This is a genomic window from Alloalcanivorax balearicus MACL04, from assembly GCF_025532145.1.
Taxonomy (GTDB): Bacteria; Pseudomonadota; Gammaproteobacteria; order Pseudomonadales; family Alcanivoracaceae; genus Alloalcanivorax; species Alloalcanivorax balearicus.
On the sequence record NZ_ARXS01000019.1, the window covers coordinates 69,161 to 81,491 of the forward strand.

At 62.7% G+C, this 12,331-nt stretch carries 11 protein-coding genes; 5 read left to right on the forward strand and 6 right to left on the reverse strand.

Translation table 11 applies throughout. From position 1 onward, the window contains the following. Nucleotides 1-21: 21 nt before the first annotated feature. The 4 genes from MA04_RS15500 to MA04_RS15515 form a co-directional block, all read right to left on the reverse strand. Nucleotides 22-729, reverse strand: coding sequence for a 2OG-Fe(II) oxygenase (locus tag MA04_RS15500; protein ID WP_262461435.1), 708 nt, complete (start codon nt 727-729; stop codon nt 22-24). Beyond that, nucleotides 726-1,814, reverse strand: a complete 1,089-nt coding sequence (gene ada, locus MA04_RS15505) for a bifunctional DNA-binding transcriptional regulator/O6-methylguanine-DNA methyltransferase Ada (protein ID WP_262461437.1) — start codon at nt 1,812-1,814, stop codon at nt 726-728. The genes MA04_RS15500 and ada overlap by 4 nt, the downstream gene beginning before the upstream one ends. Nucleotides 1,815-1,931: 117 nt before the next feature. After that, nucleotides 1,932-2,930: a tryptophan--tRNA ligase gene (gene trpS / locus MA04_RS15510; RefSeq protein ID WP_262461438.1), complete on the reverse strand. Its 999-nt coding sequence runs from the start codon at nt 2,928-2,930 to the stop codon at nt 1,932-1,934. Nucleotides 2,931-2,951: 21 nt separating this feature from the next. Next, nucleotides 2,952-3,371, reverse strand: a complete 420-nt coding sequence (locus MA04_RS15515) for a PaaI family thioesterase (protein WP_163122025.1) — start codon at nt 3,369-3,371, stop codon at nt 2,952-2,954. A gap of 154 nt (nt 3,372-3,525) precedes the next feature. On the opposite strand from MA04_RS15515, the gene MA04_RS15520 reads away from it, so the two are divergent. The 4 genes from MA04_RS15520 (at nt 3,526) to MA04_RS15535 (ending at nt 9,597) form a co-directional block, all read left to right on the forward strand. Further along, complete coding sequence (locus MA04_RS15520) at nt 3,526-3,843, forward strand: hypothetical protein (protein WP_262461440.1); 318 nt, start codon at nt 3,526-3,528, stop codon at nt 3,841-3,843. Between the two features lie 118 nt (nt 3,844-3,961). Further along, nucleotides 3,962-5,260, forward strand: a complete 1,299-nt coding sequence (locus MA04_RS15525) for a TolC family protein (RefSeq protein WP_262461442.1) — start codon at nt 3,962-3,964, stop codon at nt 5,258-5,260. Then, a complete protein-coding gene (locus MA04_RS15530) occupies nt 5,257-6,423 on the forward strand; it encodes an efflux RND transporter periplasmic adaptor subunit (RefSeq protein ID WP_262461444.1) in 1,167 nt (388 codons plus the stop codon). Before MA04_RS15525 ends, MA04_RS15530 begins: the two co-directional genes overlap by 4 nt. Nucleotides 6,424-6,453: 30 nt before the next feature. After that, complete coding sequence (locus MA04_RS15535) at nt 6,454-9,597, forward strand: efflux RND transporter permease subunit (protein ID WP_262461446.1); 3,144 nt, start codon at nt 6,454-6,456, stop codon at nt 9,595-9,597. Between the two features lie 43 nt (nt 9,598-9,640). Here MA04_RS15535 and MA04_RS15540 read toward each other — a convergent pair whose 3' ends face one another. After that, nucleotides 9,641-10,267, reverse strand: a complete 627-nt coding sequence (locus tag MA04_RS15540; RefSeq protein ID WP_262461448.1) for a hypothetical protein — start codon at nt 10,265-10,267, stop codon at nt 9,641-9,643. Nucleotides 10,268-10,319: 52 nt separating this feature from the next. Then, complete coding sequence (locus MA04_RS15545; RefSeq protein ID WP_262461449.1) at nt 10,320-11,780, reverse strand: protein adenylyltransferase SelO; 1,461 nt, start codon at nt 11,778-11,780, stop codon at nt 10,320-10,322. Nucleotides 11,781-12,031: 251 nt separating this feature from the next. Between MA04_RS15545 and MA04_RS15550 the strand changes: the two genes are divergently transcribed. Further along, nucleotides 12,032-12,226 carry a hypothetical protein gene (locus MA04_RS15550; RefSeq protein WP_163122015.1) on the forward strand — a complete coding sequence of 65 codons (195 nt, stop codon included), beginning with the start codon at nt 12,032-12,034 and terminating at the stop codon, nt 12,224-12,226. The last annotated feature ends 105 nt before the right edge of the window (nt 12,227-12,331 follow it).

Here is a 12,331-nt window from a genome sequence, read left to right on the forward strand (position 1 = left end):
GTGGCCCTGAAACAGGCTCACTCAGGCGGCGTCATGAAAGATCAGCCCCAGAGTATAGCGTTCACCACGGCGAAGTTCGCTGACGCCGTGGCGCAGAGTGACCCGGTAATCCCCACGTTGCCCGGCCACCGGTCTTTGATTGACCGCGAACACCAGGGCGTCGCCCTGTCGCAGCGGCGGCACCATGGCCCGGGATTGGCGGCGCGGACGCTGTTCGGTGAGCACGAACTCGCCGCCTTCGAACTGTTCGCCCGGCGCGGACAGCAACACCGCCACCTGCAGTGGAAACCAGTTCTCGCCGTAGAGATCCTGATGCAGACAGTTGTAATCGCCGGGCCGGTAACGCAGTAGCAGGGGCGTGGGGCGGCATTGGCCGCCGTCATGGCATTGAGCCAGGTAAGCGCGGTGCTCCACCGGAAACCGCCGCTGCTTGCCCAAGCGGGCCTGCCAGCGATTGGCTATCGGCACCAGATGTGGATAGAGGTTCTGGCGCAAGGTGTCGACCAGCGTCGGCAGCGGATAGGTGAAGTACTGGTATTCGCCCCTGCCAAAGCCGTGACGGGCCATCACCACCCGCGAGCGGAAATGGTCCGTTTCCGCGTACAGCGCCGCCAGCCCGGTGCACTCGCCGGCGTCGAGCAGGCCGGGGATAACCGCGTGGCCCTGATCATCGAGGTGCTGTTCCAGTGCCGGCCAATCCACTTGTTCCAGACGTTGCCGTGGTGTCATGAACGGGCCTCTTGTGCACCGGTCTCTCGCTCCAGCAGCGCGCGTTTGCGCTCCACGCCCCAGCGGTAACCGGACACGTCGCCGTCGCTGCGCACCACGCGGTGGCAGGGGATCACCACCGCCAGCGGGTTGTTGGCGCAGGCGCCGGCCACCGCGCGCACCGCCTTCGGCGAACCGATGCGTCTGGCCAGTTCGGCGTAGCTCAGGGTTTCTCCGGCCGGCACCCGGCGCAGCGCTTGCCACACCTTTTGCTGGAAGGCGGTGCCGCGAATATCCAGCGGCAGGTCCGGTTCTTGTTCGGGGTGCTCCATCAAGGTCGCCACCCGGGCCACCAGGGCGTCGAACCGGTCGTCGCCGGGCTGCAGTTCGGCCTTGGGAAAGTGATCCTGACATTCGCGCAGCAAGGCATCGGCGTCGTCGCCGAGGGCGATGGCGCAAATGCCCTGGCCACTGCGCGCCACCAGCAGGGCCCCGAGTGAGCACTGGCCCACGGCCACCTCGATACGTTCACCATTGCCGCCATCACGGAAGCGGGCCGGTTCCATGCCCAGCAGAGCCCGGGCCTGGGCGTAGAAACGGCCACTGCTGTTGTAGCCGGCGTCGAAGATGGCATCGGTGATACGGCCATCCCGTTGCAGACCCTCGCGTAACTGGCGTGCCCGTATCGCGCTGGCGTAGCCCTTGGGAGTGACGCCGAGGATCCGTTTGAACACCCGGTGAAAGTGATGGGGGCTGAGGCCGGCCTGTTCCGCCAGCTGATTCAGGGTTGGCGGTGTTTCCGCCTGTTCCATATGGCGGCAGGCGTCGATGATCGCCGCCAGATGCGCCGGTGCCGTCCGATTCGGGCGACAGCGCGCGCAGGGGCGAAAGCCGGCGGCCTCGGCCTGTTCGCGGTTGTCGAAGAAACGCACATTCTCCGGCCGTGCCCGCCGCGCCGCGCAGGACGGCAGGCAGTAAACGCCGGTGGTGATGACCGCGTAGTAGAAGTGGCCGTCGGCACTGGCATCGCGCGCTACCAGTGCCTGCCAGCGCGGATCGGCAAGGATGGCCTCGGCCTGTTGCTGTTTGCTTGCTGCTCTGTTCATGGCTGCCTCCTGGGAAACCGGATCGCCGGGCGTGCCGGCATGGACAGAGCCAGAGTAGGGCGGCGGGAACGGTGTGACGCTCCGTTCCTTGCTTTCGAATTCGCCGCCCGGGAGGGGTCAGAGGATCGGCAAACCGAAAGCCTTTTTCAGATCCTGTAGCACTACTCCGGTTTCTTCCCGTGCTGCCTGCGTGCCGGCCTTGAGGATACGCATCAATTCACCCTTGTCGGCGATGAAACGTTCCCGGCGTTCGCGGATCGGCGCCAGCAGTTCCTGCAGGCATTGTTCCAGAACTTTCTTCACCTGTCCGTCGCCCAGGCCACCGCGCTGATAGTGTTCCTTGAGGCCCGCCACCAGGGCTTCGTCCGGATGGAAGGCGTCCAGATAGGTGAACACCACGTTGCCTTCTACCTTGCCCGGGTCCTCGATGCGCAGATGGCCGGGGTCGGTGTACATCTTCTTCACCGCCTTGGCGATGTCCTTTTCGCTGGCACCCAGCACCAGCGCGTTGCCCAGGGATTTGGACATCTTCGCCTTGCCGTCGACGCCGGGCAAACGGGAGGCCTTGCCGATCAAAGCGCGGCACTCCACCAGCAACTCCTGGCCGACCACGTTATTGACCTTGCGCACCACTTCGTTGGTCTGCTCGATCATCGGCAGCTGGTCATCGCCCACCGGCACCAGGGTGGCGCGGAACGCGGTGATGTCGGCGGCCTGGCTGATCGGGTAGGTCAGGAAGCCGGCCGGAATGGAGGCGCCGAACTCCTTGCTGGCGATCTCCGCTTTCACCGTGGGGTTGCGTTCCAGCCGCGCGACCGTCACCAGGTTGGCGTAGAACTGGGTCAGTTCGGCCAGCGCCGGCAGGCCGGATTGCAGGCACAAGGTGGTGCGTTGCGGATCGATGCCCACCGCCAGATAGTCGGCCAGCACATTGAGAATGTTCTCGGCGACCTTGGCCGGGTTGTGGCCGTTGTCGGTGAGGCCCTGCATGTCGGCGATCAGAATGGTCTGCGGGTACTGGTCCTGCAGTTCCACCCGGGCACGCAGGGAGCCCACGTAGTGGCCGAGATGCAATTGGCCGGTGGGGCGGTCGCCGGTGAGAATCTTGTCGGTCATCGGGTTTCCTCAATATAGGTATCAGCCTTTGGCCACCACCGCCTTGGTCACCGAGCCGGTGGCAATCAGCTTTTCGGCGCCGTCCGCGGCCTGGAAGAAGGCTTCGCCACGCATCGACGCCAGAGTGCGGCCGAGCCGGTCCACACGCGTGCGGATCACGATCCGCCCTTCGCCGCTGGCGCCGCGCAGCAGGCTGGTATGGGTCTCGATGGAAACCGCGTAGCGGTCCTCCGGCAACACCGAAAGCAGGGCGAGAAAACTGGCTACGTCAAAAAAGGCGTAGAGTATGCCGCCGTGCAGATCGCCGGTGGGGCCGAGAGTGAATTCGTTCAGTTCCAGGGTGACCTCGCTCTCGCCATCGGCGCTGCGCACCAGGTTCAGGCCGCAGGCGCGGTGCAGAGGGCGGGCCAGGATAGTATCAATCAGGGTGTTTTTGTCCATGACGCTCTCACAGTCAACATGGCGGCTCACTATGCCGTGCCGGAAGGAAACTGCAAGAGGGCCGGGGAACTTGTCATGGCACGTCGGTTCCAAGCATACTCAGACGCGACCGCACTTCGTGCGAGTCGTGTTTCTTTACCGGTATGGATCCGCCATGGTGCTTCGACGTTGTATGGCTTTGCTGCTGCTGTGCGTGACCAGCTTTCATGTGCTGGTGACGGACGTGGCCAGCCATGAGCGGGTGCCGGTGACGGACGGCCATGAACTGACCGTGGCCCTGGATCAGCCGGACCAGAATACCGGTTTCGAGCACCATGGCGGTGCCCAGCACTGCTGTCAGTGCCACGGTTTCATGGCCTCCCCCGCCGTCGAGCAGAGCGCCCGGGCGCCCTTGCCGGTACTGGCGGACAGCCGGGTGCCTGCTCTGCCGGTGCCGCCCCCTTCCTCACCGTACCGGCCTCCCATCGTCTGACTCCCGACATCGCTTTTGTCCACGGGCACCACTGCCGGCGTTAGGCCGGAGTCTTCCCGTGTCAATTGGTCCGGACCCGTAAACCGATTTCGCCGGGTCCGAATCCGGAGTCATGGTTATGAACCTTCCTTCGTCACGACCGCCTTCCATGGCGGTCATCCCTCGGCTTGTGCGCGTCATGGGGGGCGCCTGTCTGAGTGCGCTGCTGGCGATCCCCGCCGTGGCAGCGGCGGCGGACGATGCCACCTGGGCGCGCTGGGTCAACCGCGAAATGGCGGACCTGCCCGCCAGCCGCGCCATCGAGGCGCGCCTGCAACGTGATCGGGCCGAGGCCCGCGCCCAGTCGCAGCCTCTGTACAACCCGGAACTGAATATCGGCTACGAAAACAGCGCCGAAACCACCCGTACCGTCGGTCTGGGGCAGACCTTGGACTGGTCTGGTAAGGGCCGTAGCGGTGCCCGCCTCGGTGATGTACAGGCGCGGCTGGCGGAAGTCCGCGCTGAAAAGGCGCGGGCACGATTGGCGGTGGATGTGCTTTCCGCTTTGGCCGCCTATGACGCCGCTCAGGCCCGGCTGCAGGGCGTCCGCGAGCAGGAGCAGCGCCTGTCGGATCTGCTGGCGCTGGTGCGCAAGCGCGAGCGCGCCGGTGATCTGGGACGCGTGAGCGCGCAGTTGTCGTATCTGGCCCTGGGCCGGACCCAGCAAGCTCTGGCCGACGCGGAAAGTGAAGCCACCGCCGCCGAAACCCGCTTGCGCGCCGTATTCAACCAGACCGCGCCGGATTACCCGTTGCCGGATGCCGGGCTATGGGAGGCGGACGGTTCCGTGGTGATGGATGCCGTCCGTGCGAAGGACAGTTACGACCTGCGTCTGGCTCGTCTGCAGGTGATGGCGGCGGAGCGTCAGGTGGAACTGGCCGGCAAGCAGCGCCGCACCGATCCCACTCTTGGCGTCACCGTCGGCCGGGAAGGTGAGGACAACCTGTGGGGGCTGGATTTCAGCCTGCCACTGCCGCTGTTCAACACCGGCAAGGCGGAGTACCAGGCGGCGCTGGCTGACGGCGACGCGCAACAGGCCCTGCTGGATCAGCAGCAGCGGGCGTTGAGTGCCGAAGTCGAAGGTGCGCTGATTGATTACCGGCAACGCCGCGCCCGCTGGTTGTCCTGGCGGGAACTGTCCGCCACCCGCCTGGCGGATGCCGCCGACCTGTTGCAGCGCACCTGGCAACTGGGGGAAATCACCACCCAGGACTATCTGCAAGGCCTCAACCAGCGTCAGGACGCGCTATTGGCCGGCATCGCTCTGCGTGAGTCGATGCAGAAGGCGTGGCTGGAATGGCTTTATCAAAGCGCGCAATTGGATAGCTGGATCGAGATGTTGGCCGCCGGGAACCGGGGGCAGGGAGGACAATCATGAAAAACGTGATCACGAAAAAAAGAGTGGGACTCTGCCTGTTGTTATTGGTCGTTTCGTCGGTTTGGGCGGATCAAGGCGAAGGGCATGACGAGGGTGCTGGTGCCGAACATGAGCATGGCCCGGAAGAGTCCGCCGGCGAAGTAAATGGGCATAGTGATGATCTGACGCTGACCGAGGCGCAGCGACGTATGCTCGGGCTGCGCGTGATCACCTTGCAATCCGGTGCCGGAGCCACCCGCTCGCTGCGTTTGCCGGCGGAAATCACCAGCAATCTGTATCGCACCTGGGAGGTGCCGGTGAGGGTGGATTCCCAGGTGTTGTCGCGCTCCGCCACCCTGGGCCAGCACCTGGAGAAAGGCGACCCTGTCGCCACCCTGTTTAGCGCCGAGATGGCTACCCTGCAGGCTGAGTTGCGAGCCGTGTCCGACGAATGGCGTCGGGTTCGTAGTCTTGGCCGCGCCACGGTGGGCAATCAGCGCTACCTGGATGTGCAGGGCCGTTATCAGGACCTGAAGGCACGGGGGCGTGGTTACGGGCTTGCCGATGCTGATCTGGCGGACATCGAGAAGGGTAAAGGCGACGCTGGTGTTTATACGTTGCGTGCACCGGATACCGGGCTGGTTCTCAGCGACGCTTTCCAGCAAGGCCAGTGGCTCGCCGCCGGCAGCTCACTGATTACGCTGGTGGATGAAAGCGAACTGTGGGCGGAAGCGGCGTTGCCGCCGCAGCCGGGACTCAGAGTCGATACCGGTACACCGGCCCGGGTGCGGGTCGGTGAGACTCAGGTGGACGGCGAAGTGATTCTCTCCGGTCACCGGCTCGATCCGGTCACCCGAACCATGGAAGTCCGTATTCGCGTTCCCAACGAAAACCATCTGCTCCATCCGGGGATGTTCGCCGACGTGGAGCTGGTGCTGCCGTTACCGGACAACGCCCTGGTGGTGCCGGAGGAGGCCCTGACCCGCGGCGGCGATGGCGACTGGCAAGTTTTCGTGGAGGAAGAGCCGGGAGTTTACGAAGCCCGTGAAGTCTCACCAGGGCAGTCCCTGGAGGGCGCCCGCGTGATCCGGGGCGTGCCGGCGGGCGCACGCGTGGTCACCCGCGGTGCCTTCTTTCTCGCCAGTGAACAGGCCAAGTCGGGCTTCGATGTCCACGCTCATTAAGGCCAACGCGGATCCGGCAAGGAGAACATTATGTTGAATCGCTGTATTGACTGGGCGGTGAACAACCGCCTGGTGGTGCTGCTTTTGCTGGTGATCACCGTGGGGGTGATCGCCTGGCAAATGCCACGCTTGAAGCTGGATGCCTTTCCCGACGTCACCAACGTGCAAGTGCAAGTGAATACCGAAGCCCCCGGGCTGGCGGCGGAGGAAGTGGAACAACTGATCAGCTATCCAATTGAAGCGGTGATGTATGCATTGCCACAGGTGGCGGAAGTCCGTTCGATTTCCAAGACCGGCTTGTCCATTGTCACCGTGGTGTTCGAGGACGGCACTGATATCTACTTCGCCCGGCAACTGGTCTTCGAGCGTTTACAGGCAGCGCGGGAAGATATTCCAGAAGGGGTTGGTACGCCGGAAATGGGCCCGAACACCTCCGGCCTCGGACAGGTGTATCAATACCTGCTCACCGCTGAGCCCGGCTCCGGTGTTGATGCCATGCAATTGCGCAGTCTTAACGATTGGGTGGTGAAACTGCTGCTGATGCCGGTGGGTGGCGTCACCGACGTGCTCAGCTACGGAGGGGAGGTGCGGCAGTATCAGGTCAACGTCAAACCGTCCCGCCTGCTGGCCTACGATCTGACATTGCAGCAGGTGATGGGCGCCATCGCCGCGAATAATCGTAATGCCGGTGGCTGGTACCTGGATCGCGGCGCCGAGCAACTGGTGATTCGTGGTATGGGCTGGGTCGGCAGCGGCGAGCAGGGGCTCAGCGATATCGCCGCTATTCCTCTGAAAGAAGTCAATGGCACTCAGGTGCGGGTGCGTGACGTGGCGAAGGTGGAATTCGGCGGTGAGATCCGCCAGGGAGCGCTGACCATGACCCGCCGCGATGCCGAGGGCAATGCGGAATTTCTGGGTGAAGTGGTGGCGGGCATCGTTCTCAAACGCATGGGCGCCAATACCAAGGCCACTATCGATGGCATCGAAGAGAGGGTGGAACGCATTCAACAAGCGCTGCCGGACGGGGTGCGCTTCGAAGTGTTCTACGATCAGGCGGATCTGGTGGAAAAGGCGGTAAGCACGGTGGTCAACGCGCTGCTGCTGGCGTTCCTTTTCATCGTTATCGTTTTGGCTCTGTTTTTGATGAACTTGCGTGCCACCGTACTGGTGCTGCTGTCGATTCCCTTGTCCATTGGCCTGGCACTGTTGGTAATGGCAGGCCTGGGCATGTCCGCCAATCTGATGTCCCTGGGTGGTTTGGCGGTGGCCATCGGCATGCTGGTGGACGGCTCGGTGGTGATGGTGGAGAACATCTTCAAACATCTGAGTCGCCGGGAGGGTGCTGATGATGCGCCCGGCGGCATCGCGTTGCGGGTCAAGGACGCTGCCCAGGAAGTGGCTCGGCCGGTGTTTTTCGCCGCCAGCATTATTCTGGTGGTGTTCATGCCGTTGTTCGCCTTCGAGGGGGTGGAAGCGAAGATGTTCGTGCCGATGGCGATCAGCATCATGCTGGCCATGGCCGCCGCCGTACTGGTGGCGTTGATCGTGGTGCCTTCGCTGGCGTCTTTCCTGTTCCGGCATGGTGTGGAAGAAAAACCCAACAAACTGGTCGGCTGGCTGGAAGCACGCTATCGCGCCCTGCTGGCAAGGGCTCTGGCTGCGCGCAAGGTGGTGATCGGCGGCGCGGTCGGCTTGTTGGTATTGGCGCTGGCCACGGTGCCGTTCATCGGTACCGAGTTCGTGCCGGTATTGGAGGAAGGCACGTTGGCGTTACGGGTTACGCTGGCGCCGTCATCCAGCCTGGATACGGCGCTGGAAGTGGGGGAGAAACTGGAACGGGAAATCATGACTTTTCCGGAGGTAACCTACGCGCTGAGCCGGGTTGGCCGCGCGGAGATCGGCGGTGATCCGGAACCGGTCAGCAATGTGGAGATTTATATCGGACTGAAACCGGTGGGCGAATGGACCAGCGCCAGAAATCGATTGGAGCTGCAGGAGAAAATTGAAGAAAAACTGCAAGCTCATCCCGGCCTGTTGCTCAACTTCTCGCAACCCATCGCCATGCGCGTTGACGAATTACTTTCCGGTGTCAAAGCGCAACTGGCGATCAAACTGTTTGGCCCGGATCTGGAGATACTGCAAGAAAAAGGCGAGGCCATTACGCAGGCCGTACGCGAGGTGAAGGGTGCCACGGATGTGCAACTTGAGCAGATTGCCGGTGAGGCACAGTTGGTGGTTGAACCGGACCGGAATGCACTGAGTCGCTATGGGCTCAGCGTTGATCAGGTGATGAGCCTGGTCAGCAATGGGCTCGGCGGCGGCAGCGCCGGCCAGGTGATCAATGGCAACGAACGCTACGATATTTATGTGCGCTTTGAACAGGGCGCCCGCCGCGATGCGGAAGCCATCCGCAACCTGCGCCTGCAGGCCGCTAATGGCGCCTGGGTGCGCCTGGCCGACGTGGCGCGGGTGGAGCTGGTCACCGGGCCGCCGCAGATCAGCCGCGATGATGTACAGCGGCGAGTGGTGATCCAGGCCAATGTGGCTGGCCGTGACATGGGCTCGGTGGTCGCGGATATCCAGAGGGTGATCGATGCTGAAGTGGATCTGCCCGCCGGCTACAACGTCGATATTGGCGGCCAGTATGAAAACCAGCAACGGGCGCAACAACGTTTGTCCATGGTGGTCCCGGTGGCGGTGGGACTCATCGCCCTATTGCTGTACTTCGCCTTCGGCTCCGTCGCTCAGGCACTGTTGATCCTGGTTAATGTGCCATTGGCGTTGATCGGCGGCATCCTCTCCTTGGCGATCAGCGGCCAATACCTGTCGGTACCCAGTTCGGTGGGGTTCATCACCCTGTTTGGGGTGGCGGTGCTTAATGGCGTGGTGATGGTGGAAGCTATCAACATGCGATTGCGTGATGGCGAAAGCGTCGATCAGGCCGTCTTCGAAGGCGCGGTATCGCGGCTGCGTCCGGTGCTGATGACCGCGTTGACCTCCATGCTCGGGTTGATGCCGATGCTGTTGGCCACTGGTGTCGGCAGTGAGGTACAGCGACCGCTGGCGGCGGTGATCGTCGGTGGTCTGGTCTCGGCCACGGCATTGACATTGCTGGTGCTGCCGAGCCTCTATGGCCTGTTTTCCAGGAAGAAGATAGAAGAGTTGCGGCGTTAGACAGGCCGCCCCGTCTTCCTTTCAAGGAAGGCGGGGCTGGGGATTAACTACGTCCTTTCGGCTTTTCATCGAATGCCACTCCACTGAGCAGGGCTTTCAGCCTTGCAAAACCTTCCTCGCGGCTGAACGGGGCTTCCCGGGGAGGATCGTACACCTCCGGATTGGTGCCCTGGAGGACCAGGTCAATGGCGTAACAAGTGCTCTGGTGGACAGCACGGTAGGCGCGCAGGTTCTGAAAATGGTTCATGGCGGCGTCGCCTCCGCGATAGGTGGTGAAGAGCGCGCCGTCCAGCTCGGTGGTGCCGGTCTCGCTTGATGTCGCCAGGGCACCGGGACGGGTGCAGTGTTTCACCTGGTCCGGATCACGACTGACCCCCAAACGCAGTTCGCCGGTGAGGATCTCGTCGGAGTCGTTAAGGCGCAACACCAGCAGCCGCTCGCCAGGGGCATCCGCTTCGGCATCCAGCCGCCAGGTCGGGTCGCCGAAGTAGCCGCCGGTCTCCGTTACGGCGTGGGCCTGATGGTTGTCATAGGCCAGGCCGATGCCGTATTCATCGCTGTGAAAGGCGTTGGGAGAGGCTTTCGTGCCGGTTTCTCCAGTACTGTCGCAGCCGGCCAGAATGAGCAGCGCGACCAGCAAGGGAGTGGCTATCCGCCGGGTATTCTCCATGTGTTTTCCTTCCTTCTCGTATCGACTCGCGTTTATATCCCGAGCCGGATGGTCAGGTGCCGCAGAAGGTTTGCAGTACCCGCTCCGCCGGTTTCGGTGGTTGCCGATAGTCATCGATGTCATCGCGATCCTGGTAAGGGTGGGAGAGCGCATCGAGCAGCCGGTGCGTGGGGCCCAGATCATCATCACGCACCGCCGCGTTCAGGGCTTCTTCCACTTTGTGGTTGCGGGGGATCACCGCTGGATTGTGGTTGCGCATCAGACAGAACGAGGACTTGAGCGGTTTGGCGTTGCGGCTCAAGCGCGCTTGCCAGCGCTGATGCCAGTTTTCAAAGGCTTCATCCTGATAGATCCCGTCCACCGGCGCGGTCTCGCCGATCAGATCGCGGAAAGTGTTGGTGTAATCCGCCTGGCGTCGCTGCATCCAGTCCAGCAGGTCCTGAACCAGCGTGGCGTCCACCGGGTCTTCTCCAAACAGGCCCAGCTTGGCACGCATCATCGCCAGCCATTTGGCGTCATAGCGTCCGCTGAAGGATTTGATCACGTTGGTAGCTTTTTGCACCGCGGTGTCGGTGTCCGTGTCGATCAGTGGTAACAGGGTTTCAGCGAAGCGGGTCAGGTTCCACTGGGTGATCGCCGGCTGGTTGCCATAGGCGTAGCGGCCCTGGTGGTCGATGGAGCTGAACACCGTGTCCGGGTGGTAGTGATCCATGAAAGCACAGGGGCCGTAGTCGATGGTCTCGCCGGAGAGAGCCACGTTATCAGTGTTCATCACGCCATGAATAAAGCCGACCCGCATCCAGTGGACGATCAGATCCAGTTGCCGTTCCATTACCGAGTCCAGCAGCGCCAGGGCTTTGTTGTCGCTCTCTCTGAGATCCGGATAATGGCGCTGCAGCGTGTAGTCCACCAGTGTTTCCAGTAACTCGGGATCCCGCTGGCCGGCGGCGAACTGGAAGGTGCCCACGCGCAAATGCGAGGCCGCGACTCGGGCCAGGATAGCGCCGGGTAAAACGGTTTCGCGGTATACCGGCTCTCCGGTGGCCACTACTGCCAGGCTACGGGTAGTGGCAATGCCGAGGGCGTGCATCGCTTCGCTGATCAGGTATTCCCGCAGCATCGGGCCGAGAGCGGCGCGGCCATCACCGCCACGGGAAAAGGGCGTCCGGCCGGCACCCTTGAGCTGGATATCGCGGCGTTGGCTGTCGGGAGTGAGCTGTTCACCAAGCAGGATGGCGCGGCCATCGCCGAGCATGTTCGGATAGCCGAACTGGTGGCCGGCATAGGCCTGGGCAATCGGCTCGCTGCCTTCGGCCAGAGTATTGCCCGCCAGCAGAGCGGCGCCGTCCGGGCTGTCCAAAGTGGAGGCGTCCAGGCCCAGTTGCCCGGCCAGCGGGCTGTTGAACAGGATCCCAACAGGGGTGGCCACCGGTGTCGGTTCGCAGCGGGCGAACAGGCGCTCCGGCAAGCGGGCGTAGCTGTTGTCAAAATGGAAGCCGTAGGGACTGCTCATCCAATACTCCAGTTGGGAACTCCGGTGCGGCTCTTACAGAGTAGCAGACCACAGCGGAGGAAAAGAGGCATGACCGGGTGGTCGAAAAGAGCGAATGCCGGACTATCGCATTGCGCCGGCTTCCATGAAAAGATTAATGAATCCGGCCGGGGAGGTCCGCTTGACGTCCCTGCATGGGCTGATAATAACAAAATGGGGCTGTCCTTCTCAGGGACGGCCCTCCATGGGGTATTCCCCGGGAGTAGCGGAGCATGAACAAAAAGCCTCTTTATCTGTTCTTCGTCATTTTCGCGCTGATGTTCTTCGCCAGCATGGCGCTGATGCTGTTCGCCGACCGTACTCTCTATCTGGCGCCGATCATCGGACTGGCGGGTATGATCTGGGCGTTGTTGCGCTTGCGCGGTGTCACCCGGATTGGTGGCATCACCATCGGCCGTGATGATTGATATCGTGGCTTCAAAAATCGCTGGGAGGCTTTGCTGTCCCACAATTCGCTTGCACGTAACACGCAACACGCCTGGCTGTGGGAGATTCTATGGTGCCCCGCAACC